The organism is Mesorhizobium sp. M1A.F.Ca.IN.022.06.1.1, from assembly GCF_003952605.1.
Classification (GTDB): Bacteria; Pseudomonadota; Alphaproteobacteria; order Rhizobiales; family Rhizobiaceae; genus Mesorhizobium.
In genome coordinates this window covers 1,132,876-1,155,673 of the sequence record NZ_CP034455.1, presented here as the reverse complement: position 1 = coordinate 1,155,673, position 22,798 = coordinate 1,132,876, and the positions used below count along the sequence as shown (strand labels likewise).

Genomic DNA, 22,798 nt, shown 5'->3' with positions numbered 1-22,798 from the left:
GCAAAAGCCGCGACCGGCCGGGACAAGGCCGGCGCGGCTTTTGCATTTGCGCAGTCTCCGCCTGTATGGGAACGGCGGCTTGGCCCAAGAACTCCCCGTCGGAATGAACCAAATCCCGATACATTGTGCTCTCGACAGTTCCGGCGAAGGGTGAAATTGTCCCGGCTCTCTGGAAGAAGCGTGGCCGGAACGGCCGCGCGCAAGTGGAGGAGTTCTATTGTCATGAAAAGATTGGGTATTTTGAGCGCGGCCGCATTGGGCCTGACGATGAGCGCATCGGTTGCCTTCGCCGACGACATCACGATTTCGGTGGTCGGCCCGATGACCGGGCAGCTCGCCAACATCGGCGACCAGTTCAAGCAGGGCGCGCAGGCCGCGGCGGATGCCATCAATGCCGCCGGAGGTGTCAACGGCAACAAGATCAAGATCGACATCCAGGACGACCAATGCGATCCGAAGCAGGCCGTGTCGGTCGCCAACCGTATCGTTGCCAACGGCGTCAAGTTCGTCGACGGCCATGCCTGCTCGGGCTCGAGCATTCCCGCTTCCGCCGTCTACGCCGAAGCCGGCACCCTGATGATGAGCCCGGCCTCGTCGAATCCGGAACTGACCGACGCCGCGGCCAAGGCCGGCTGGCCGACGATCATGCGCCTCTACACGCGTGACGATGCGCAGGGCGCTTTCATCGGTCCATGGATCGCCAAGAAATATGCCGGCAAGAACGTCGTCGTCCTGCACGACAAGAGCGCCTACGGTCAGGGCGTTGCCGATGCTGTCAAGGCGACCATGAATGCCGGCGGCCTCAAGGAGGTCGACTATGAAGGCATCAATGCCGGCGAGAAGGACTATTCGGCTTTGGTCACCAAGCTGAAAGAGCTCAAGGCCGACGTCGTCTATTTCGGCGGCTACCATCCGGAGGCCGGCTTGATCCTGCGCCAGGCAGCGGAGCAGAACGTCAAGTTCCAGCTGATCATGCCGGACTCGATCGCCTCGCCGGAATTCTGGCAGATCGCCGGCCCGGCCGGTGAAGGCACAATGTTCGTCTTCCCCTCGGATCCGCAGTCGAAGCCGGAAGCGAAGGAGGCCGTGGCCAAGATCAAGCAAGGCGGCTTCACACCGGAAGGTTTCACGCTGTTCTCCTATGCAGTGATCCAGGCGGTGGCCGAAGGCGTCAAGCGCGCCGGCACCGACGACCCGGCCAAGGTCGCCGAGGCGCTGAAGGACGGCAAGCCGATCAGCACCGTGGTCGGCGACGTGATCTTCGACGAGAAGGGCGACCTGAAGAACGCCAGCTACGACATCAACCAGTGGCACGACGGCAAATACGCGCCGATCAAGCCGTAATTCGTTCTGCAGATCGATTGGAAATGGCCGGGATTTGTCCCGGCCGTTTTCGTATGTGCCTTGGCACTGATTTGGAGACCAGTTCGGCGCTCTACGGCGCCCCCCTGGAGTCCTGCCGCCCCAGCCAGTTTGTCCCGTTGCCGATCCAAGGCGACCGGCAGCTCAGCCCCGTGCGTCCTCGAACCGCACCAGCACCGTGCCGTCGCTCACTTGCGCGCCTTCGGCCGCGATCTCGGCAATCACCCCATCATGGGGTGCGGCGATCGTGTGCTCCATCTTCATCGCTTCGAGGATTAGGAGCGGCTGGCCCTTGATAACGGTATCGCCCGCTGCCGCGCGCACCAGCTTGACCAATCCCGGCATCGGCGCGCGCAGGCTGTCCGACGCGGCCGCGGCCTCATCCGCCTTGGCCAGCGGATCCGGCACCGTGAATGTATATCCGACCGCTCCTTCGAACACCGTGACATGGCCCGGCCAGCGCGCGCTGCGCGGCATGCTCCTGAGGTCGTGCGCGTTGATCGCGTCATGCGGCGCCTCCAGCGCCACCTGGAAGCGGCCGTCAGGCCGCGCCGATACCCGGGCCAGGATGTTCTCCTCGCCGTAACGCAACCGGGTGCGGCGCGCCAGCGTATGGAAATGCGCATAGCCGGCGAGCGAGGACCACGGATCGGCGGCCGGACCCGCCGTGCTTGCGTCGGTCGCTGCCAGCGCCGCCGCGGCGATCGCTTCATCGCTTGGCGGGGGAACAGCGACGAGAGCATCCTGATGCCGGCCGATCAGGCCGGTGTCGATATCGCCCGCCGCGAAATCGGCGTCGGCGGCGAGTGCTGCAAGGAAGGCGGTGTTGACCGTCGAGCCGGCAACTTCGGTTCGGGCCAGCGCCTTGCGCAGCGCGCCAAGCGCGGTGGTTCTGTCCCTAGCGTGCACCACCAGCTTGGCGATCATCGGATCGTAGAAGGGCGAGATCGCATCGCCGGCCCGCACGCCGGTCTCGATGCGCATGGCGGCATCCTCCGGCGGCGTGTCGGGGAATTTGAGATGATAAAGCGTGCCCGTCGCCGGCAGGAATCCCTTGGCCGCGTCCTCGGCGTAGATGCGCGCCTCGAAAGCATGTCCGGCAAGGGCGATCTCGTTCTGCGCCTTCGGCAGTTTTTCGCCGGCGGCGACACGAAGCTGCCATTCGACCAGATCGACGCCGGTGACCATCTCGGTGACGGGATGCTCGACCTGCAGCCGTGTGTTCATCTCCATGAACCAGAAGCGGTCGGCTTTGAGGGCCTCGGAAGCATCGACGATGAATTCGATCGTGCCGGCGCCCGAATAGCTGATTGCCTTGGCGGCCTTCACCGCCGCTTCCGTCATCGCCTTGCGCAGCGCCAGCGTCATGCCGGGGGCGGGCGCCTCCTCGATCACCTTCTGGTGGCGGCGCTGCGCCGAGCAGTCGCGCTCGAAAAGATGCACGACATTGCCGAAATTGTCGCCGAACACCTGGACTTCGATGTGTCGCGGCTTGTCGACATATTTTTCGACCAGAACGCGGTCGTCGCCGAAGGCAGCCTTGGCCTCGCGCCGCGCTCCGGACAGCGCCTCGGAGAAGTCGTCCGGATGGTCGACGCGCCGCATGCCCTTGCCGCCGCCGCCGGCGCGCGCCTTGATCAGCACCGGGTAGCCGATCTCGCGCGCTTTTGTGGCAAGCAGCACAATCTCCTGCGCTTCGCCGTGATAGCCGGGCACCACCGGAACGCCGGCCTTTTCCATCAACCGCTTGGCGGCATCCTTCAGCCCCATGGCGCGGATCGAGGCGGCGGACGGGCCGATGAAGATGAGGCCCGCCGCCGTCACCTGGTCGACGAAGTCGGGGTTCTCCGACAGGAAGCCGTAGCCGGGGTGGATTGCCTCGGCGCCTGTGGCAAGCGCCGCGGCAATGATCCTGTCGCCGCGCAGATAGCTGTCACCGACCGGCGAGGGGCCGACATGCACCGCCTCGTCGGCCATCTCGACATGCAGCGCTCGCGCGTCGGCCTCCGAATAGACGGCGACTGTTCGCACGCCGAGCTTGCGCGCGGTGCGGATGACGCGGCAAGCGATCTCGCCGCGATTGGCGATCAGGATCTTGCCGAACATGAAGCCTTCCGAGTTTGCGACGGGCAGCGCCAATTCGGCAGGCGCGGGCCTACTTCGATGCGGCGATCTCGCAGGCGCCGCCCGTAGTCACCTTGTAGTGCGCGCGCGTGGCCAGGCAGGATTTCATCGCCAGCTCTTCCGCAACCTTTTGGGACGGCGCATTCAGGTGTCCACCACAGATGATATAAGACGACATGATCCGGGCATAAGGCGTGGTCGCGTAGGCTGAATGGCCGCTCGCCGCCAGATAGGCCTTGTACGCCCTGTTGCACGGATCCTTGGGATTGCGTGGGATGTAGGGTGGAAAGCGCTTGTCCCCCTCGCTTCCAGCCAGCGACCCGGCGACGACAGCGCCGCACGAGGCGCATATAAGCATTCCTGCAAGTATCGACGCGGATGCTTTCCGCAGATATTCTCGTGTCATTTTTACCCCATCCCCATGAGACAATGCAGGATGAGCAATATCGAATATTTGCCGGCGTCGCTAGATGGTCACTCAAGAATCTCGATCTCGTGAACGGGTGGAACGTCTTTGTCATAAAGTTCAGGCTCCCCCAATCGCAGCAACGGCTGAGCTGTATAGTCTGGCAGTCAGATCGTCGAAGCAGCAGAAAGTGACGGTCTCGGGGATGGCGTATTCGCCTAGAAAAACAGCAACCGTGCCGACGGCTACTTCGGTAGCCTGATCTTTCGGATAGCCGTAGATGCCGGTCGAGATCGCCGGAAATGCTATCGTTCGACAGTCCTTACCGGTGGCAATCTCCAGCGAGCGCCGATAGCAGGAGGCGAGCAACTCCGCCTCGCTCTCGCCCCCGCCGTGCCAGACCGGGCCGACAGTGTGAATGACATAGCGCGCCGGCAGCCGGTAGCCTTTCGTCAGTTTGGCATCCCCGGTCCTGCAGCCGTTCAGCGTGCGGCATTCGGCGACCAGCTCCGGCCCGGCGGCGCGGTGGATAGCGCCGTCGACACCACCGCCGCCGAGCAGCGAGGAATTGGCGGCATTGACGATGGCATCGACCTTAAGCCTGGTGATGTCGCCGGTATGCACGCGGATCCTATCGCTGACGCCGCTCATCGTCACATCCTGAACACGCCGAACTTCGTTTCCTCGACCCCGGTATTGAGCGCCGCCGAGAGGCTGAGCGCCAGCACCTCGCGCGTCCTGGCCGGATCGATGATGCCGTCGTCCCAAAGCCTTGCCGAAGAATAGAGCGGGTGACCCTCATGCTCGTATTTCATCAGGATCGGCTTCCTGAATTTCGCTTCCTCTTCGGCGCTCCACTCACCGCCCTTGCGCTCGATGCCCTCGCGCTTGACCATGGCGAGCACCGTCGCCGCCTGCTCGCCGCCCATCACCGAAATGCGCGCATTCGGCCACATCCACAGGAAGCGGGGCGAATAGGCGCGGCCGCACATGCCGTAATTGCCGGCGCCGAACGAACCGCCGATGATCACCGTAAGCTTCGGCACGCGTGCCGTGGCGACCGCCGTGACCAGCTTGGCGCCGTCCTTGGCGATGCCGCCGGCCTCATACTTTCGCCCGACCATGAAGCCGGTGATGTTCTGCAGGAAGATCAGCGGAATGCCGCGCTGGCAGCAGAGCTCGATGAAATGCGCGCCCTTCAGCGCGCTTTCCGAGAACAGCACCCCATTGTTGCCGAGGATGCCGACCGGCATGCCGTGCAGATGCGCAAAACCGGTGACCAAGGTGGTGCCGTAATTCTGCTTGAACTCGTCGAACTCGGAACCGTCGACCAGACGCGCGATCACCTCGCGAACGTCATAGGGCTGGCGCAAATCAGTCGGCACGATGCCGTAGAGTTCATGCGGATCGTGAAGCGGTGATACTGGTTTCTGTAAGTTCAGGCTTACGGCCTTGTTCCGATTCAGGTTCTTGACGATGCGTCGGCAAATGGCCAGCGCGTGCTCGTCATCCATGGCATAGTGGTCGGCGACGCCGGAAAGCCTGGTGTGGACCTCGGCGCCGCCGAGCTCCTCGGCGCTGACGTCCTCGCCGGTGGCAGCCTTCACCAGCGGCGGGCCGCCAAGAAAAATGGTCGCCTGGTTGCGCACCATGATCGTTTCGTCCGACATCGCCGGCACATAGGCCCCGCCCGCCGTGCAGGAGCCCATGACGCAAGCGATCTGCGGGATGCCGGCTGCCGACATGTTGGCCTGGTTGTAGAAGATGCGGCCGAAATGCTCACGGTCGGGGAAGACCTCGTCCTGGTTGGGCAGGTTGGCGCCGCCGCTGTCGACCAGGTAGACGCAAGGCAGCTTGTTCTGCAGCGCGATCTCCTGCGCGCGCAGATGCTTCTTCACCGTCACCGGATAATAGGTGCCGCCTTTCACCGTCGCGTCGTTGACGACGACCATCACCTCCCGGCCTTCGACACGGCCGATGCCGGTGATGATGCCGGCCGACGGAATATCCTCGCCATACATCGACCATGCCGCGAACTGGCCGACCTCGAGAAAAGGCGAGCCGGTGTCGAGCAGTTGCGCCAATCTTTCGCGCGGCAGCAGCTTGCCGCGGCTTTGGTGGCGCTCGCGCGCCTCGTCCGAGCCGCCGCGCTCGATGCCCGCCGCCTTCTCGGCGATATCGTCGACCAGCGCCCGCATGCGCTCGGCATTGGCGCGGAAGCTTTCCGAGGAGGGGGAGATTTGGGTTTGGAGTGTGGCCACGTTATTCCTCACACCTCTTGATGCCGCAACGCAACCAGTGTAACAGCCCGCACCCGGATGCTGCGTGCGCAGCGCGGCATCTTTTGTACGAATGACACCTCAGGAGGCGACGATGAAAGGCATCGATATGCGTTTCACCAAATGTCTCCCCTCGGCCATGGCCTGACGCCGCTGAAGGGCGGCCTTCCACGTCCCGGATTCGAGCAAAAGGAACACGGCGCCTGCAAGCGCTGTGGGTGTCACTATGTATGTGCGGTTTGTAACGCCGCTGATCCATCCGAAGAGCCGGGTAGAGAGCGGCTTTTTCCATGCGTCCTGGTACTTGTACCGGAATGGCTGCCCGGACTGGATCCATGGCGAACTGGAGGATCAGTTCGACTGGTTCAATCGGCATTTGCCCATTCCTGGCCGGGTTGGGCGGCATTTCAAGCGCCGTGAGCCGATTTGGGGCGTCTGCTGGTTCCACCCGAACGCCAAGGAAGCCATCAGCCGTGCGCGCTATTGCGCCTGGCTGATCGAGGAGGGCGGCTTGCCTGTGCGCTCGATCACGTCCCGGCGCCAGCGTGAGGTTCTGTGGCGCGATGAGCATCAGATCGTCGCCAAGCCGACCGACGACCTGCCCAAGGCGTTCTGCTGAGGTGACGGAGGGAGACATCACACTCCCTCCGCCATGATCTCGCGGCCGATCAGCCAGCGGCGGATCTCGCTGGTGCCGGCGCCGATCTCGTAGAGCTTGGCGTCGCGCAGAAGCCGCCCGGTCGGATAATCGTTGATATAGCCGTTGCCGCCGAGCAGCTGGATGGCATCGAGCGCCATCTGCGTCGCCTTTTCGGCCGCGAAGAGCACGCAGCCGGCGGCGTCCTTGCGCGTGGTCTCGCCGCGGTCGCAGGCACCGGCCACGGCGTAGACATAGGCGCGCGCCGCGTTCATCGTCGAATACATGTCGGCAAGCTTGCCCTGCACCAGCTGAAAACTGCCGATCGGCTGGCCGAACTGCTTGCGCTCATGCACGTAAGGCACCGCCACGTCGAGGCAGGCCGCCATCAGCCCGATCGGCCCGCCGGAGAGCACGGCGCGCTCATAGTCGAGGCCCGACATCAGCACCTCGACGCCGCGCCATTCCTCATGCAGCACATTCTCGAACGGCACCTCGACATTCTCGAAGACGAGCTCGCCGGTGTTCGAGCCGCGCATGCCGAGCTTGTCCAGTTTTTGGGCCACCGAAAACCCGGCAAAGGTTTTTTCGATGATGAAGGCGGTGATGCCGCGCGAATTGCGCTCCGGATCGGTCTTGGCATAGACCACCAAGGTCTCGGCATCGGGTCCGTTGGTGATCCACATTTTCGAACCGTTGAGCACATAGCGGTCGTTGCGCTTTTCGGCGCGCAGCCGCAGCGACACGACGTCCGAGCCTGATCCGGATTCCGACATCGCCAGCGCGCCGACCTTTTCGCCCGAGCAGAGCGCAGGGAGGTATTTCTCCTTCTGTGCCGGCGTTGCCCAGCGGTTGATCTGGTTGACGCAGAGATTGGAATGCGCGCCGTAGGAGAGGCCGACCGAGGCGGATGCGCGGGAAATCTCCTCCATCGCCACGACATGCGCGAGATAGCCCATACCGCTGCCGCCGAACTCGGGATCGGCGGTGATGCCGAGCAGGCCGAGCTCGCCGAGCTCCCCCACAGATGTGCCGGGAATTCGTTGGAGCGGTCGATATCGGCCGCGATTGGCGCGATCCTGTCTTGTGCGAAGCGCCTTACGGTATTGCGCAACGCCTCGATGTCGGCATCAAGCCCGAAGTTCAGCGTATTGGTGTACATGGCGTTCCTCCCGGCGCATGACCCCGAAATCGACTTCGATAAGGATAATGCGCGAAATCAAAGTGCCGCGGCCTCCTTTGCGCGTCGGACGGGACGCGTTGCGCTGCCGGCGCCGATCTTCGCGCCGACGAGCCGCCTTGTCATCGAAAGATATGTCGTGGTGACTTCAGAGATCGACAGCCGCTCGCCCGGACGGAACCAGACGATGACGCCGGTCATCATCTGGATCAGCGCCATGGCGGTCAGGCCGACATCGTCGATCTCGAAGATGCCGGCGTCGGCGCCGTCGCGCAGGATCGCGCGCAATTCCTTCTCATAGGCCGTGCGCATCTTGAGGATCTGCGTCAGCCGCTCATGCGAGAGGCTGCGCAATTCCATGTTGGAGACATGGGTGGCGCGGCGCCGCTCGATATGGAAGGCAATGTGGTTCTCGACATAGGCGGCGAGCCGCGCCGCCGGATCGGCCGCTGCCGGGCGCGCGTCATCCCAGGCCTTGAGCAGGCCTTCCATATGCTCGCGCATCAGCGTGAACAGCAGATCCTCCTTGGTGGGAAAATAGCGATAGAGCGCGGCGGCCTGCACGCCGACTTCGGTCGCCAGCTGGCGCATCGACATCGCCTCATAGCCGAGCCGCGCGATCAGCCCGACCGCCGCCTCGCGAACGGCCGCCTCGGTTTTTTCGCCATCTGAGCCCGTGGTGCGTGCCATGTTTGCCTCTGCGAAGCAGATAATAAAACGAACGTCCAATTAATTCAAGCAAGCGAAGGTGTTCAGGCCGAAGGGCAATGGCCTGCCATCGGTCTGACGCAAGCCTCGGCTGGATCTGTAGAGCGGAGCGACTTAGTCGCCGCGGAAAGCGCGGCTCGCCTGATCGGTCAGGGGCTTAAGCAGATAGGAAAGAACTGTGCGGTCGCCGGTTCTCAGGAACACCTCCGCCGGCATTCCCGGCTTCAGTTCCAGCGATCCCGCCTGTTTGAGGCTGCTTTGCGTCAGCACGATGCGCACCGCGTAATAGGCGACCCCGGCTTTCTGGTCCTCGATGAGGTCGGGCGAGATACGGTCAACCTGGCCCTCGACTTCCGGCGTGATCTGCTGGCTGAAGGCCGAAAGGCGAAGCGTGGCGTTCTGTCCGATGCGCACCTGGTCGATGTCCTGCGGCGCGACGCGCGCCTCGACCACCAGCGCGTCGGCGCTCGGCACGATCTGCATGATCGCCTCGCCGGGCGCGATCACGCCGCCGATCGTGTGCACGGCCAGCTGATGCACCCGGCCCGATTGCGGGGCGCGGATATCGATCTGCTTCAGCGTTTGCTCGGCCGCGATCTGACGCTCGCGCAGTTCGCTCATCTTGCCGTCGATCTCCCTCAGTTCGCCCGCCACTTCGCTGCGCAGGTCCTGATCGATCTGGATGATCGCCAGTTCCATCTCGCTGATGCGCCCTCGCGTCTGCGCGGCGGCGGCGATCAACTGCCCGTTTTCGCCGTCGAGCCTTGCCTCGGCGCGTTCGCGATCGGCCAGACGCGAGATCGGCACCAGCTTCTTTTTCCAGAGGTCCCGCATGCCCTCGAGCTCGATCTTGGTGAGGGATATCTCCTGCTGCTTGCTCCTGAGCTGGGCCTCGATACCCGCGATCTCCTGACGGAACTGCACGATGCGCTCGCGTAGCTGTGAAATCTTGCCCTCGCGCGCCTGCCGCCGCAGCGCGAACAGCCTGTTCTCGCCGTCGATGAGATGACCGATCTGAGGGGCATGCGCGTTTCCCGACAGCTGCTCGGGATAGAGCACCGCCTGGGCGCCGTCGCGTTCGGCAATCAGCCGGGCGCGGCGGGCAGAGAGCTCGTCGAGACCGTTGTCGACGATGGCGAGATTGGCACGCGCCACCGTGTCGTCCAGCCGCACCAGGACATCGCCCGCCTCGACCGTGCTGCCGTTCTGCACGTTGAGAGCGCCGACGACGCCGCCTTGCGGATGCTGGACGGACTTCACGTTCGAGCCGACGACCAGATGGCCGCCTGCGACCACGGCTCCGGCAAGACTGCTTGATGCCGCCCAAAGGCCGAGCCCGCCGACAAGCAGCGCCGCTGCGATTGCTCCCGCCCGGACGTTCCTGCGAATGGCCTGACGCAAGCGCTGCTGCTGGGGCGAAGCACCTTCGATCGGCTTCGAACCGCGGTCGAGCAGCGCGATCGCGCGCGCCCTGGCGGACAATACGATGTCGCGCACCACGCGCAACGCATCGGCTTTGAAATCGGGAGTTGCCGACCTCATCTCAGCCCGCCGATCCGACCGCATGCAGCGGTTTCGTCACCGGCTGCAAAGCCTGCCGTGCGATCTCGCTCTTCAGCCCGAATGCCTGCTGCCTGCCGCCATTCAGCACCAGCAAGTGGTCGAGCGCGGCGAGGGCGCTGGGACGATGCGCGACCACGATGACGATGCCGCCGCGCGCTTTGATGCCTTCGATGGCACGCGTCAGCGCTTGGTCGCCCGCGGCATCGAGGTTGGAATTCGGCTCGTCGAGCACGACGAGGAACGGATTGCCGAACAGCGCGCGCGCCAGGCCTACACGCTGACGCTGTCCGGCGGAAAGTGCCGCGCCGCTCTCGCCGATCTCGGTTTGATAGCCTTCGGGCAGGCGCAGGATCATGTCGTGCACGCCGGCAGCCTGGGAGGCCTCGATGATCGCCTCCGGCATGGCGTTCTCGTCGAAGCGGCTGATGTTCTGGGCGACCGTACCGGCGAACAATTCGACATCCTGCGGCAGATAGCCGATATGGCGGCCAAGCGCCTGCGCCGGCCACTGCTCGATTGCAGCGCCGTCGAGACGGATCTTGCCGCGCATCGTGGGCCATACGCCGACGAGCGCGCGCACGAGCGAGGATTTTCCGGAGCCGCTCGGGCCGATCAGGCCCATGCCGGAGCCGGCGTCGAGCGAAAAGTCGATATCCTCCAGCAGGATGCGCCGTCCACCAGGCGCCGTCACCCCGACGGTTTCCACAGCGAGTGTCGCGTTTGGCGCCGGAAGCTCCATGCCGCCATCGTCGACCGGAAAGGCGGCAAACAGATCGACCAGCCTCTGCCAGCTCTGGCGCGCGCTGAGGAAGTGCTTCCAATACGCGGTGGCGAGCTCGATCGGCGCCAGCGCCCGCGATGTCAGGATTGAACTGGCGATGATGATGCCGGGCGTGGCCTGCTGGTAAATGACCAGATAGGCGCCGAGCGCCAGGACCATCGACTGCAGCATCATGCGCATGATGCGCGAAGCCGCACCCAATCCGCTCGTCAGGTCGCTCGCCTGCGCCTGCGCCTCGCGGAAGGCGTTGTTTGCTTGGCTCCAGCGCCCGGCCAGCCTCTCGCCCATGCCCATGGCGGCCAGCACTTCGGCGTTGCGGGCGCTCGCCTGCGCGATCGCGCCGCGCCTTGTGCCGAAGCCCGACATTGCCTTGGTCGGGGCGCGGACCAGGCGATCGGTGAGCCCCGTCAGCGCGATCAGCAGCAGCGCGCCGATGAGCGCCGCGACGCCGATCCAGGGATGGAAAAGAAAGCAGATCACAACATAGAGCGGCATCCATGGCAGATCGAACAGCGCACCCGGGCCGGGGCTGGAAAGGAAGCCGCTGACCTGGTCGAGATCGCGTAGCGCCTGCAGGCCTTCGCCGCGATCAGGCGTTCTGAGCGGCAGCCGCACGAGGCAGTTGAAGACGCGGCCGGCGATGAGCTCGTCGATGCCGGCGCCGATGCGTGTCAGCACGCGCGCACGGATCGCTTCGAGGACGCCCTGGAAGGCATAAAGCACGGCGACCAGAATGATCAGCGCCACCAGCGTCGGCACGCTGCGGCTAGGCAGAACGCGGTCATAGACCTGCAGCATGAACAGCGAACCGGACAGCATCAGCACGTTGATGAGGCCGCTGAGGCCGGCGACGGCCGCATACGGGCCGCGGAAGGAGGCGAGCGCCTTGCGAAGCTCGGAAGGTTTCAGGTCAGCTAAAGGCGAGCGTGTCAGATGGTTACCCCCGAAAAAACCGCGCCCGGCTTGAGGCGGGTTGGCGGGCCGCGATCGAGGCGCGGCCCGCGGTGAATGGATCAGCCGACGAGTTCCGTCGTTTGATGGTCGGAATGGCCGGCAATCTGCGCCAGGATCTTGGTGATCGCGGACTGCGCCGCATCGGCCGCGTCGGCAAAGACCGGATTGTCGGCCGGCAGGTGGTCGTGCAGCCCCGCTGCCGCCCGTTCCACAGCCTGCTGGACATGGTCCGACGGATCCGGCGCGTTGTCCGGATTGGCGTGCGAGGCGTGACGGAACAAGAATTGGTCGCTGTCCAAGGCCACCGCATCATGCTTGGGCGCGTCGGTGGAGTCGGTGAGACCAGGCGTGCCCCGGTCGCCAACAGGATGCTTGCCGAAGAAGTCGGCGAGCCAGTTTTTGGTGCCGTTGCCCGTGTTCGGTCCGCTGGTCGGCGCGGCCGGGGCGTGGCCTGAATCGGATCCTGAATCTTCTGCCGATGCCGTCGCCGCGAGCGTGCCCGATTTCATTGCCGGGTCGATCAGGTCGCGCTTGACGTTCTTGGTGCCGATTGTCGCCGTCTGCGTCGAAGTGGCGATATTGGCGCCAGAAAAAGTGACGTTATAGGTGCCGGGCTTCAGCGCTAGATCATAGCCGCCGGCGGCCGAGGTCGTGGTCTTAAAGGTCTGGCCGGCTGAGTTCCTGGCGGTCACAGTGATGGTGCCCAGCCCTTCGCCCGGATCGTAGAAACGGTCGCCGTCCTTGTCGTCGAAAGCGACGCCGGTGAGGAAGAGATCCGTGCCGCTCTTGGCGAAATCCTCGGTGACGAAGGCGCTGCTGCGGCCCTTGTAGTCGCCGACCTCGAAGGCGAGCCCAACTTCACGGAAGTTGGAATTGAGGATGTTGGCCCGGTGCCCGGGAGAATTCATCAGATTGGTGTGGAGAAGCTTGACCTCGTCGACATAGCCGGTCGGCGCGCGGGTCGTTGCCCAGGCGATGTTCTCGCCCGTGGCCCATGAGCCGCTCAGCGTATAACCGGCATTCGTCATGCGCGTCGTCGGCGACGAACCCCCAGAGCCGGTGTGGGAGAATGTGTCGGTGGCCAGCATCCACTTGTCGTGGCCCTCGGCGGCTTCGCTGAGATCGTTGTCGAAGGCCAGGGGCTGGGCGCCGGTCTTGGCGCGCTCAGCATTGATGAGCTCGAGCAGATACTGCTCGTTGGCACTGTGCTGCGGCATCGGATATCCCCGTTGATACTGTTTGGTGAGCCCCCTGATCTCCGTCACCCGCCTTTCCGGCTATGGAGCAAATATGTTCATCATGCGGCGCTAAAGTAACAAATCGGAATATACGCACATATCGTGTGCGTATCGCACCAGAAGCAATGTCGGACGGTTTGCCGATCGGTGGATGGAAGCTGATTTCGGCGGACTTGCCTAGGCGATGATCCTGAAGTCGATAGGTGCACTATCGTCCGTGCGTTCTTCGACCTCGACCCTGATGACCGTCGCGCCCCTAGGCCCCCGCCACAGCCGATCGACCATCGAGTCGATCGCTGCGTCGGCGCCGGCGATGAGCGCCGTGACCGAACCGTCGTGCTCGTTTCGCACCCAGCCCGTCAGTCCGAGGCGCACGGCTTCGTCCCGCGCCCAAACCCGGTAGCTGACCCCTTGCACCTTGCCGGAGATGCGCGCCCGAACGGTTCTATTCTGCTCGACCATGCTCGTCTCCGCCTTCGAAGCCTTACGGAATCCGGCTCGGCGCCGCGCAAACGCAACGGCTGTGGATCGCCGTTAGTTCCCCCGCGCCGTCGCCAGCGCGCCAGGCAATTCCTCGGCGAAGATGTCGAGCTCATGGTCGAGGCCGACGCTGACCCGGATGCAGCGGTCGAGCCGCGGCGCCATCGGCTTGCGGATGAAGACGTCGCGCGAGAGCAGCGCCTGCATCACCTTCAGCGCGAAGGCGCCGTCGCGGCCGCAGTCTATGGTGACGAAATTGGTCGCCGAGGGCAGCGGCTTCAGACCGTTTTCCTCGGCGATGGCCGCAATGCGCCGGCGCCCCGCGGCCACGCGCGCCACCACCGAATTCAGATAGTCCTGATCGGCCAGCGCCTCGAGCCCGGCGATCTGCGCCATGCGGCTGACGCCGTAGTGGTTGCGGATCTTTTCGAAGTCGCGGATCACTTCCCGTTCGGCCACCGCATAGCCGCAGCGAATGCCGGCAAGCCCATACGCCTTGGAGAAGGTGCGCATGCGCACGACGTTCGGCCGCGCGACGTCGATTGGCGGCTGCGCCGATGCCGGTCCCAGCTCGCCATAGGCCTCGTCCAGCACCAGCATGGTGGTTTCCGGCAGCGCCTCGATGAAGCCGACGACGTCCGGCGCCTCCCACCAGCTTCCCATCGGATTGTCCGGATTGGAGAGATAGACGAGCGGCGCTCGTTCCCTGGCGACAGCGGCAAGCAGTCCGTCGAGGTCCTCCTTGTCGTCGGCGTAGGGAACCGTCACCAGCCGGCCGCCGACGCCGGCGATGTGGAAGTTGAAGGTGGGATAGGCGCCAAGCGAGGTCACCACCGCGTCGCCCGGCGCGACATACATGCGCGCCACAAGGCCGAGCAGTCCGTCAATGCCTTCGCCGACCACCACGTTCTCGACGCCGACATTGTGATGCGCGGCCGCCGCGACTTTGAGGTCGAAATTGTCGGGGTCGCAATACATCCACTGGTCGCGCGCGACGCTCTCCATGCGGGCAATCACGCGCGGCGAGGGCCCAAAGCTGCTCTCATTGGCGCCGATGCGGGCGCGGAAAGGCCGCCCGCGCTCGCGCTCTTGCGCCTCCGGCCCGACAAACGGCACCGTGGTTGGAAGCGCGCCGACGATCGGCGTAAGGGAAGGGCGCGGGCGCATGGCAAGGGCTCGGTTGAGAGGAGCTTCTTGGTAGCGTGGGCGAGGGGTGGGTGCAAGCTGCGCGAGAAACAACGAAGACGCACCATAGCCGGACTAGATTCTCCCGCCCGCTTTTGCTAGCGACGCAGGATGAGCAACCGATTGCCGCCTTCCTGGGCAAAGCACCTGAAAACTCAACCCTCGGCTAAGGCGGCACCGCCGAAAACCGTAGCACCCAAAGCACAGCTGAGGTCCGGTCCGTCTCGCGTGCAAGCCGACGACATGCTGTTGAGGCAGGCGCTCGAGTTTCAGAAAGCTGAGCAATTGCCTGAGGCGGAGGAACTCTGCTTTCGTGTCCTGGCGCGTACCCCAAACCATCCGCTGGCTTTTTACATCCTGGGAACCCTCGGCATCGGATTCGACAACGAGAAGGCTTTGCGGTACTTCGCCCGGGCGGTCGGAGAGGAGCCACGAAATCCTTACTACCACCTTAGTCTCGGTGAGACCTACCTGAAGCTCAGCGAGTTTACGCCGGCAATCAGGCACTTTCAGCAGGCCTTGGCCTTGAAACCGGATCTGGTGGAAGCGCTTTGCGCCCTGGGCGAAGCTTACAAGGCGTTTGACAAGGGAGAAATGGCGCTGCCGCTCTTTGAGAAGGCACTCAAGATCGACCGGGATCATCCTGTGGCCCGGTTGGGATTGCCGGGTGCACTCGCGAGCCTCGGTCGTATGGACGAAGCCGCGGTTCATCTGAAAGAGGCAATAGATCGGCGCATCGCGGTACCGGCTGCCTACAATGCACTTGTACACACGCGCAAATTCACCGAAGAGCCGCCAGAACTCGCGGCAATCCTCACCGAGCTTCGAGATCCGGACCATGGGTCGGAGGGAGCAGCATCGCTCCATCACGCGGCCGGGAAGCTGCTCAACGACCTCCGTCGCTACAAGGAGGCGATGGACCACTTCAAGAAAGGGAATCAAGTCAGGGGCCTAAAATTCGATCTGGAAAACTACCGTCGCTTGGTCGATGCCGTGATCGAGACCTTCACACCCGAACTGGTGGCGTCAATGGCCGCTTACGGCGATCCGTCTGAGGTGCCTGTGTTCGTCGTCGGCATGCCGCGCTCGGGCACGACGCTGACCGAGCAGATTTGCGCCAGCCATCCTGATGTTCATGGCGCCGGCGAGCTCAGCAAGCTTAGACGAATGGCCAATGGGCTAGGCCTCAAATACAGCTCCGACACAGACGTCGGCAAATCGGTCGCGGCGATTACTCCCGAACTGACCAAGACGCTGGCATCGGAGCATCTTGCCTATCTGCGTGAGCGTGCGCCTGACGCGCTTCGAATCGTCGACAAGATGCCCCACAATTTCGAGTTGATAGGGCTGATCGGCATTCTGTTTTCCAACGCGCGCATCATTCATTGCCGCCGCGATGCCATCGACAATTGCATCTCCTGCTTCGTGCTGCAGTTCAATGAAACGCACAACTACAGCGCAGATCTTGAGACACTGGGGCTCTACTACAGAGAATATGACCGCCTGATGCGGCACTGGAACAAGGTTCTTCCGGGCCGCATCTTCGAAAACCGGTATGAGACCTTGATTGAAGATCAAGAGGAGCACTCGCACCGTCTCATAGATTATCTCGGGTTGCCTTGGGACGATGCGTGCTTGCGCTTTTTTGACAGGGACGGCTCAGTAAACACCTATAGCAATTGGCAGGTGCGCCAGCCGATCTACAAGTCGTCCGTCAAGCGTTGGAGGAACTATGAAGGCGAGATCCAACCGCTGATCGAAGCCTTGGGCAACTTGGCTGAGGTTGACCTGTAATTTAGTTTCCTACTAGAAAAATTCTGGCCGGAAGGTACACCGCAAAATCGCTCGTGTGGCGATTGGCAGAACGTTCATTGTTTCGTCGTTCTCTGGCGAAGCAAGGAGGGAAGCGGCACGGCGGAGACCAGGAGCCGGGGCGTGAACGGCGGATTTCTGCCATCTTATCGAGTGCAGCACTGCGCAATGGTGCTTTGAGGAACTGCCCGCAGAAAAGAAAAAACCCGGCAGTTGCCCGCCGGGTTTCGATTTCAGTTGGACGCTGCTGATTAGAACGAACGCTGGAAGCGGAGCATACCGCCGACGCTGTTCTTCTTATTGGCGTTGGTCCAGTTTCGGTCGTCCAGGTCGCCGAATTTGCCATCGTGCAAGTAATCGACCTCGGCCGTAACCGTGAAGCCAGGCACAATGTCGTAGGCGACGTTGGCTGCGACGCCGTAGTTCTTGGCGTCATCAGCAGAGGCCTGGAGGTTGAACGAGGTCTTCTCGTTGAACTTGTAGGTGCCGCCGCCCCAGACTGCCCAGTTTCCGCCCCACTGCTTGTAGAAGTTTCGGTCGATGTGGTCGTCCGACCCGTAGCCGGCCATGAGGAAAAGCGACAGCTCGTTGGTCGCGTTCACATCCAAGCGGACCTTGCCTGCCCATTCATCCCAGGCGCTGTCATAGGCGACGACGCCCGTGATGGCGCCCCAGCCCTGGGTATACTTCACGCCGCCGACAACATGCGGAACATAGCTGTCGATGGTGTCATTGCCCGAACCGGCATTGTAGAGGTAATTGCCAACCCCATCAACAACCGGGCCGCCAGCGGAACCGGACCCTTCTTCCAGCGAGACCACAGCCGAGAAGCCGTTGCCGGCGTCAAAGTAGTACTGGACGACGTTGGTGTCGAAGCCGCCATAGGGAACCAGCGTATCGTTGATGACGTTGCCGGCGTATCCGATGAACGTGTTGAAGGCCGATTCGTCCTTGCCGACGCGCAGGCCGCCGAGCTGGATCCAGGCGAAATTCAGCGTGATGCCCTTGTTACCGGCGGGATTGCCGATCGGCTGGCCGCCGGCGGTGACCGAATCGCCATAGCCGTTGGAATTGCCGAAGTTGATGCGCGTCTCGGTGTAAGTCTTCAACGTGCCGAGCTCGGTCTCCTGGCCAGTCCAGGTCTTCAGCGTAAAGCGGGTGTTCTTGTACCAGGTACCCTGGTCGCCGCCATTCCGCACGTCGAGGCTGCGCGCGCCATCGAACGAACCGACATCGCCGAGGCCAATGTCGTAACGGACATAGCCGCCAATGCGCAGGCAGGTCTCAGTGCCGGGGATATAGAAGTAGCCCGAGCCGTATACGTCGCAGATCTTGACGTATTCAGCCGGTTCCGGCTCGGCGACGGTCACCGCGTCGGCGGCGCGAGCACCGGAAACTGCGATCAGGGCCGCAGCTGAGCCGAGAAGAAGGCTCTTGATGTTCATTTTCTGACCTCCAGTCAAAAGTTAAAAAACGGGTCTGGGTATTTTTTGCTGAAGGACAGCGTTCCCTGCCCCATCCCCACTTACCGAAAAAGATGCGCACCGCGCCGCTCCTTCGAACGTGACCTTTACCCAGGCGGCGGCAGCGTTCAACCACGATCGTATCGGCAGAAGCCCCATCCGGGCGCTATCCCCGGACGTTGTTGCACAAATGACACGATTTGGCCTCACTCCGAAAGCTCTCGTTAACCAATGAGGCCCGCCGCCCGGCCGAATCCGGCAGTGAGGGGCCGCAATTGCGGCGTGAGGCCCGAGTCAGTGGTCAGGGAATCGCCATGGAATCGCCGCATGGGAACACTCATCCTGCTGCCGGCGTCGAATTTTCAGCGATTACGGCGCGGGCTTGTTGATTGTGCCGGCGCTTTTCTTTATCCACCGGCGCGACGGAGAGGTGGCCGAGTGGTCGAAGGCGCTCCCCTGCTAAGGGAGTAGAGGTCAAAAGCTTCTCGTGGGTTCGAATCCCATCCTCTCCGCCATCCTGCTTCGCTCTCCGAGCTACGCAGGACAAGCCCCAACCGTTCGTGCGAAGCAGGATGGCGGAGAGGATGCCCTCCGAAGCCTTGGCGAAGGAGGGCCGGTTCGTGTGGTACGTCTATCTGCTTGAGAGCGAGGCTTCGGACGGCGAGCATCCTGCTTCGCTCTCCGAGCTACGCAGGACAGGCCCCAGCCGTTCGTGCGAAGCAGGATGGCGGAGAGGATGCCCTCCGAAGCCTTGGCGAAGGAGGGCCGGTTCGTGTGGTACGTCTATCTGCTTGAGAGCGAGGCTTCGGACGGCGAGCGCTATATCGGCATAACATCGGACCTGCGGCGACGAATTGCTGAGCATCACGCAGGAAAGTCCAGTCACACTTCCAAATTTCTGCCGCGGCGAATCGTGACCTACATGGCCTTTCAAGCCGAGCAAAGGCGACTTCGTTCGAGCGCTATCTCAAATCGGGATCCGGGCACGCGTTCGCCAGCAAACGTCTGTGGTAGCGGCTACCCGGCAAAAAAATACAGCAATAACAAAGCACTGACACCGGTGACAGTCGAGTGAAATCGACGCTGCCGTTCGATTCTGACTGGAGGTCAGAAAATGAACATCAAGAGCCTTCTTCTCGGCTCAGCTGCGGCCCTGATCGCAGTTTCGGGCGCCCGCGCCGCCGACGCGGTGACCGTCGCCGAGCCGGAACCGGCTGAATACGTCAAGATCTGCGACGTGTACGGCTCGGGCTACTTCTACATCCCCGGCACCGAGACCTGCCTGCGCATCGGCGGCTATGTCCGTTACGACATCGGCGTCGGCGACGTCGGCTCGTTCGACGGCGCGACGTCTGCCGATGTTGAGGATGGCGGCAGCAACGACACCTTCTACAAGAATGCTCGCTTCACGCTGAAGACCTGGACCGGCCAGGAGACCGAGCTCGGCACGTTGAAGACCTACACCGAGACCCGCTGGAACTTCGGCAACCGCAACGCCGATCTGGGCGCGGACGGCTCCGTCAATCCGGCCTTTAACAAGGGCACTTCGCTGAACTTCGCCTGGATCCAGCTCGGTGGCCTGCGCGTTGGTAAGGACGAATCGGCCTTCAACACGTTCATCGGTTATGCCGGCAACGTCATCCAGGATACGCTGGTTCCCTACGGCGACTTCGACACCAACGTCGTCCAGTACTACTTCGACGCAGGCAACGGCTTCTCGGCCGTGATCTCGCTCGAAGAAGGCGCGGGCGGCGGCACGGATGGTTCCTACGGCGTGGGCACGATCGACAGCTACGTTCCGCATGTCGTCGGCGGCGTGAAGTGGACGCAGGGCTGGGGCGCCATCACCGGCGTCGTTGCCTACGACAGCAACTATGAAGAAGTCGCCACAAAGATTCGTTTGGACGTGAACGTCAACGACGCGATCTCGCTGTTCATCATCGGCGGCTACGGCACCGATGACAACCTGTCGGACCCGACCTATGCCTTCGCAGCTGGCGGTCGCGGCTTCTACAAGCAGTGGGACGGCAACTGGGCAGTCTGGGGCGGTGGCACCTACAAGTTCAACGAGAAGACCTCGTTCAACGCCCAGATCTCGTATGACGAAGGTGAGAACCTCGGCATCGCCGCCAACATCGCTTACGATATTGTCCCGGGCCTGACGGTCACGGCCGAAGTCGACTATGTCAATGCAGGCAAAATCGACGAGCTCGATACCCGTGGCACGAACCACAACTGGACCGGTATTACTGATGGCGACGACGCGATCGGCGGCATGCTCCGCTTCCAGCGCTCCTTCTAAGGGCTGGACTGCTACATCTGAAATCCGGCCCGGGCGTCTCCACGCCCGGGCCGTTTTTGTTTCGCGACTGGATCAACGCAACGAAAGGATGGGGGTGAAAACGGTAAGCTGATCGGGTCTGTAGGGCGACTTTGTGGGATCCGCCGTCGGTGGATGGGGTCGGCCGCCAGATTCGAAAACTCTTGAAAGGACGCTCCCGAGCGGTTACGGCTGAACGCTTAACCACAGGGGGTGTGGCTAAAAATGTCGAACGAAGCGATTCAAGAGGGGGAGCCCTCTGGTCATTTTGCGGTATTTTCTTCTCAGAATTCGAAGTTTAGGTACACCTACAACAAGATCCGGGAAGTAAAATCGTACAGGGTCAGTGAGCTCTTTACAGCATACCGGGACATACTCTGGGATGATGGGCGGCATAAATACAATGTCAGCTCATTCATCGGTGAAATAGACGAGATCCTTCTGGGAGAGCGTTTCAGCACCTTTGACCAGAACACCCTGGACAGTCTTATCGGTACCTTGCGCCAGCGCGGGAACAGCAATGCAACCATCAATCGCAAGATGGCTGCCCTCAGCAAGTTGCTGCGCAAGGCTCATAAGATGGGAGATATCCACAGCCTGCCTGAGTTTCGCCGCCAGAAGGAGCGGGCGGGTCGGATTCGTTTCCTCGAAAGGGACGAAGAGGCAAAGCTGTTCGCCGCGATCCGCAGCCGCAGCGAGGATGCTTACAGGCTTTCCGTCTTCCTGGTCGACACCGGATGCCGTCTCGGCGAGGCGCTCGGCCTGATCTGGAACGACATCCAGGAGCACCGCGTCTCGTTCTGGATCACCAAATCCGGCCGCAGCCGCACCATCCCGATGACCGAACGGGTCAAGGAGGTGATCAAGCTGCCGCCGACCACAGAAGGGCGCCGACCGAAGGGTCCGTTCACCAAGCTCACCCAGGCGCAGTACCGCGCCATCTGGAATGAGGCCAAGGCCGAGGTCGGTCTTGGTGCCGATGAGCAGGTGGTGCCGCATATCCTGCGCCACACCTGCGCTTCGCGACTCGTCCAGGGCGGCATCGATATCCGGCGCGTGCAAATGTGGCTCGGTCACCAGACGCTTTCGATGACCATGCGGTATGCGCACCTCGCCACCAACGACCTCGATGGCTGCGTCGTGGTGCTGGAGAAGCCGCGTGCCGAAGAGGCGCCGTGGCCCGCAGAGAACTCGGTGTTTGCGTCCCCGTTGACCACGCCTTCATCCGCCAAAGCCGCCCGCAAGGAGAGCGGCTCGGAGCCGGCGAAGGCAGGCCGCAAGAGCTCGAAGGGCAAATAGGCGGCACGCCACGCGCCGGGAATCTATTTCAAAAACAAGCCAGGGGCGGAGTTAGTCTCGGGCTTTACTTTACGTGGACTTGACTTCGGCGCGATCGAGGAAATCCGCAATCTTCTTCGGCAGGTTGCCGGTTTCCAGCAAGGGCGCGTGTCCCTGGCCTTCCATCGTGATCGTCTCCATGCCGGGATGACGCTCTGCCATCTCCTCGAGCGTCGCGGTGGAGAGAAGCGTCGAATTGCCGCCGCGTATGGCGAGCAACGGCACGGCGGCAAGCGCGTTGAACTGTGGCCAAAGATCCGGCAGTGGCTTGCTGAAGTCGACATTGGCCAGGGTCTCGACCAGGGCAGGATCGAAATCGGGCACCAGCCCTGCATCCGTGTCGCGGCAGATGGCGCCAACCATACGCGCCCAGTCGGCATCGGTGAGCGCAGGGAAGCCGGCACCATGCACGCGCCGCTGCGTGTCGACCGCCTCGGCGAATGTCTTCGGCCTCGGCGCGCGATCGAGATATGAGCGGATATGGGCCAGACCTTCCGCCTCGATCACCGGGCCAATATCGTTGAGGACAATGGCTTTCAAGGCGGCCGGCTTCAGCGCGCCGAGCACATGGATGATCAGTCCGCCGCGCGAGGTGCCGATGAAGCCAGCCTCTTCGATACCCAGCGCTGACAAGCCAGCGAGCACGTCGCCGGCTTCGACGCCGACATTGTAGTGGCTGATGTCGGGATCGTAGTCGGATCGGCCACGGCCGCGATAGTCGAAAGCGACGACCTTGCGCGGCGTCTTCGCCTTGCCGGAGAGGTAAAGCGCGAGCTCATGGAAGTCGCGCGCATTGCGGGTGAGGCCGGGCAGGCAAACGACCGGCCAGCCACCGTTCGCCTCGCCATAAATCCGGGCATGCAGTTTCAGCCCATCGGGTGCGGCATAGAAGAAGTCGGAGAAACTGTCGCTCGCCATCCGGATGCTGCTCCTCGCTGAGGTGACCGACAGCTACAGGCGAGGGCGGC

The 22,798-nt window shown here is 62.9% G+C and carries 18 protein-coding genes, 1 tRNA gene and 2 pseudogenes; 7 read left to right on the top strand and 14 right to left on the bottom strand.

Annotation, left to right across the window (positions count from 1 at the left end; all coding sequences use genetic code 11):
• The first annotated feature begins 222 nt into the window (after positions 1-222).
• Complete coding sequence (locus EJ078_RS05820; RefSeq protein WP_067321025.1) at positions 223-1,344, top strand: ABC transporter substrate-binding protein; 1,122 nt, start codon at positions 223-225, stop codon at positions 1,342-1,344.
• A 162-nt stretch (positions 1,345-1,506) separates the two neighbouring features.
• On the opposite strand, the gene EJ078_RS05815 is transcribed toward EJ078_RS05820, so the two are convergent.
• From EJ078_RS05815 to EJ078_RS05800, 4 genes are all read right to left on the bottom strand, one after another.
• Entirely contained in the window at positions 1,507-3,468 is a 1,962-nt protein-coding gene (locus EJ078_RS05815) for an acetyl/propionyl/methylcrotonyl-CoA carboxylase subunit alpha (RefSeq protein WP_127403697.1), read from the bottom strand.
• A 49-nt stretch (positions 3,469-3,517) separates the two neighbouring features.
• Complete coding sequence (locus tag EJ078_RS05810; protein WP_164747538.1) at positions 3,518-3,892, bottom strand: hypothetical protein; 375 nt, start codon at positions 3,890-3,892, stop codon at positions 3,518-3,520.
• A 120-nt stretch (positions 3,893-4,012) separates the two neighbouring features.
• On the bottom strand, positions 4,013-4,543 hold the full coding sequence (locus EJ078_RS05805; RefSeq protein ID WP_127216773.1) for an O-acetyl-ADP-ribose deacetylase: 531 nt from the start codon (positions 4,541-4,543) through the stop codon (positions 4,013-4,015).
• A gap of 2 nt (positions 4,544-4,545) precedes the next feature.
• Positions 4,546-6,153, bottom strand: coding sequence for a carboxyl transferase domain-containing protein (locus EJ078_RS05800; RefSeq protein WP_067321039.1), 1,608 nt, complete (start codon positions 6,151-6,153; stop codon positions 4,546-4,548).
• A 244-nt stretch (positions 6,154-6,397) separates the two neighbouring features.
• Between EJ078_RS05800 and EJ078_RS05795 the strand changes: the two genes are divergently transcribed.
• Positions 6,398-6,790, top strand: coding sequence for a hypothetical protein (locus EJ078_RS05795; RefSeq protein ID WP_127216774.1), 393 nt, complete (start codon positions 6,398-6,400; stop codon positions 6,788-6,790).
• Positions 6,791-6,807: 17 nt separating this feature from the next.
• On the opposite strand, the gene EJ078_RS30165 is transcribed toward EJ078_RS05795, so the two are convergent.
• The 8 genes and pseudogenes from EJ078_RS30165 to EJ078_RS05760 form a co-directional block, all read right to left on the bottom strand.
• On the bottom strand, positions 6,808-7,347 hold the full coding sequence (locus EJ078_RS30165) for an acyl-CoA dehydrogenase family protein (RefSeq protein WP_348627314.1): 540 nt from the start codon (positions 7,345-7,347) through the stop codon (positions 6,808-6,810).
• 18 nt (positions 7,348-7,365) lie between these two features.
• A pseudogene (locus EJ078_RS30160) lies at positions 7,366-7,970 on the bottom strand (acyl-CoA dehydrogenase family protein); the annotation flags it as partial.
• Positions 7,971-8,027: 57 nt separating this feature from the next.
• A complete protein-coding gene (locus tag EJ078_RS05785) occupies positions 8,028-8,678 on the bottom strand; it encodes a TetR/AcrR family transcriptional regulator (RefSeq protein WP_067321049.1) in 651 nt (216 codons plus the stop codon).
• Between the two features lie 132 nt (positions 8,679-8,810).
• Positions 8,811-10,238 carry an HlyD family type I secretion periplasmic adaptor subunit gene (locus EJ078_RS05780; RefSeq protein WP_127246252.1) on the bottom strand — a complete coding sequence of 476 codons (1,428 nt, stop codon included), beginning with the start codon at positions 10,236-10,238 and terminating at the stop codon, positions 8,811-8,813.
• A 1-nt stretch (position 10,239) separates the two neighbouring features.
• Complete coding sequence (locus EJ078_RS05775) at positions 10,240-11,949, bottom strand: type I secretion system permease/ATPase (protein ID WP_127246251.1); 1,710 nt, start codon at positions 11,947-11,949, stop codon at positions 10,240-10,242.
• A gap of 104 nt (positions 11,950-12,053) precedes the next feature.
• The gene (locus tag EJ078_RS05770) at positions 12,054-13,211 is read right to left on the bottom strand and encodes a CAP domain-containing protein (protein WP_127216111.1); all 1,158 of its coding nucleotides are present in this window, start codon (positions 13,209-13,211) and stop codon (positions 12,054-12,056) included.
• A gap of 198 nt (positions 13,212-13,409) precedes the next feature.
• Positions 13,410-13,694, bottom strand: a complete 285-nt coding sequence (locus EJ078_RS05765) for an acylphosphatase (RefSeq protein ID WP_127216112.1) — start codon at positions 13,692-13,694, stop codon at positions 13,410-13,412.
• Between the two features lie 72 nt (positions 13,695-13,766).
• Entirely contained in the window at positions 13,767-14,879 is a 1,113-nt protein-coding gene (locus EJ078_RS05760) for a pyridoxal phosphate-dependent aminotransferase (protein ID WP_095827203.1), read from the bottom strand.
• A 129-nt stretch (positions 14,880-15,008) separates the two neighbouring features.
• Here EJ078_RS05760 and EJ078_RS05755 point away from each other — a divergent pair, with 129 nt between their 5' ends.
• The gene (locus tag EJ078_RS05755) at positions 15,009-16,691 is read left to right on the top strand and encodes a sulfotransferase (RefSeq protein ID WP_095828818.1); all 1,683 of its coding nucleotides are present in this window, start codon (positions 15,009-15,011) and stop codon (positions 16,689-16,691) included.
• A gap of 269 nt (positions 16,692-16,960) precedes the next feature.
• Here the strand turns inward: EJ078_RS05755 and EJ078_RS05750 are convergent, their stop codons facing one another.
• The gene (locus tag EJ078_RS05750) at positions 16,961-18,154 is read right to left on the bottom strand and encodes a porin (RefSeq protein WP_095828819.1); all 1,194 of its coding nucleotides are present in this window, start codon (positions 18,152-18,154) and stop codon (positions 16,961-16,963) included.
• A 442-nt stretch (positions 18,155-18,596) separates the two neighbouring features.
• Here EJ078_RS05750 and EJ078_RS05745 point away from each other — a divergent pair.
• From EJ078_RS05745 to EJ078_RS05730, 4 genes and pseudogenes are all read left to right on the top strand, one after another.
• Positions 18,597-18,687 (top strand) — tRNA-Ser (locus EJ078_RS05745).
• A 257-nt stretch (positions 18,688-18,944) separates the two neighbouring features.
• Positions 18,945-19,186 (top strand): annotated as a pseudogene (locus EJ078_RS05740) (GIY-YIG nuclease family protein).
• Positions 19,187-19,286: 100 nt separating this feature from the next.
• Positions 19,287-20,474 carry a porin gene (locus EJ078_RS05735; RefSeq protein ID WP_095828820.1) on the top strand — a complete coding sequence of 396 codons (1,188 nt, stop codon included), beginning with the start codon at positions 19,287-19,289 and terminating at the stop codon, positions 20,472-20,474.
• Positions 20,475-20,717: 243 nt separating this feature from the next.
• Complete coding sequence (locus tag EJ078_RS05730; protein WP_127216113.1) at positions 20,718-21,791, top strand: site-specific integrase; 1,074 nt, start codon at positions 20,718-20,720, stop codon at positions 21,789-21,791.
• Between the two features lie 69 nt (positions 21,792-21,860).
• On the opposite strand, the gene EJ078_RS05725 is transcribed toward EJ078_RS05730, so the two are convergent.
• The gene (locus tag EJ078_RS05725) at positions 21,861-22,748 is read right to left on the bottom strand and encodes an alpha/beta hydrolase (protein WP_208721094.1); all 888 of its coding nucleotides are present in this window, start codon (positions 22,746-22,748) and stop codon (positions 21,861-21,863) included.
• Between the last annotated feature and the right edge of the window lie 50 nt (positions 22,749-22,798).

What these genes read in the sequence shown, in the direction of transcription:
- EJ078_RS05820 (WP_067321025.1), top strand. Translation starts at nt 223, where the DNA reads ATGAAAAGATTGGGTATTTTGAGCGCGGCCGCATTGGGCCTGACGATG.
- EJ078_RS05815 (WP_127403697.1), bottom strand. Translation starts at nt 3,468, where the DNA reads ATGTTCGGCAAGATCCTGATCGCCAATCGCGGCGAGATCGCTTGCCGC.
- EJ078_RS05810 (WP_164747538.1), bottom strand. Translation starts at nt 3,892, where the DNA reads ATGACACGAGAATATCTGCGGAAAGCATCCGCGTCGATACTTGCAGGA.
- EJ078_RS05805 (WP_127216773.1), bottom strand. Translation starts at nt 4,543, where the DNA reads ATGAGCGGCGTCAGCGATAGGATCCGCGTGCATACCGGCGACATCACC.
- EJ078_RS05795 (WP_127216774.1), top strand. Translation starts at nt 6,398, where the DNA reads ATGTATGTGCGGTTTGTAACGCCGCTGATCCATCCGAAGAGCCGGGTA.
- EJ078_RS30165 (WP_348627314.1), bottom strand. Translation starts at nt 7,347, where the DNA reads ATGCGCGGCTCGAACACCGGCGAGCTCGTCTTCGAGAATGTCGAGGTG.
- EJ078_RS05785 (WP_067321049.1), bottom strand. Translation starts at nt 8,678, where the DNA reads ATGGCACGCACCACGGGCTCAGATGGCGAAAAAACCGAGGCGGCCGTT.
- EJ078_RS05780 (WP_127246252.1), bottom strand. Translation starts at nt 10,238, where the DNA reads ATGAGGTCGGCAACTCCCGATTTCAAAGCCGATGCGTTGCGCGTGGTG.
- EJ078_RS05770 (WP_127216111.1), bottom strand. Translation starts at nt 13,211, where the DNA reads ATGCCGCAGCACAGTGCCAACGAGCAGTATCTGCTCGAGCTCATCAAT.
- EJ078_RS05765 (WP_127216112.1), bottom strand. Translation starts at nt 13,694, where the DNA reads ATGGTCGAGCAGAATAGAACCGTTCGGGCGCGCATCTCCGGCAAGGTG.
- EJ078_RS05760 (WP_095827203.1), bottom strand. Translation starts at nt 14,879, where the DNA reads ATGCGCCCGCGCCCTTCCCTTACGCCGATCGTCGGCGCGCTTCCAACC.
- EJ078_RS05755 (WP_095828818.1), top strand. Translation starts at nt 15,009, where the DNA reads ATGAGCAACCGATTGCCGCCTTCCTGGGCAAAGCACCTGAAAACTCAA.
- EJ078_RS05750 (WP_095828819.1), bottom strand. Translation starts at nt 18,154, where the DNA reads ATGAACATCAAGAGCCTTCTTCTCGGCTCAGCTGCGGCCCTGATCGCA.
- EJ078_RS05735 (WP_095828820.1), top strand. Translation starts at nt 19,287, where the DNA reads ATGAACATCAAGAGCCTTCTTCTCGGCTCAGCTGCGGCCCTGATCGCA.
- EJ078_RS05730 (WP_127216113.1), top strand. Translation starts at nt 20,718, where the DNA reads ATGTCGAACGAAGCGATTCAAGAGGGGGAGCCCTCTGGTCATTTTGCG.
- EJ078_RS05725 (WP_208721094.1), bottom strand. Translation starts at nt 22,748, where the DNA reads ATGGCGAGCGACAGTTTCTCCGACTTCTTCTATGCCGCACCCGATGGG.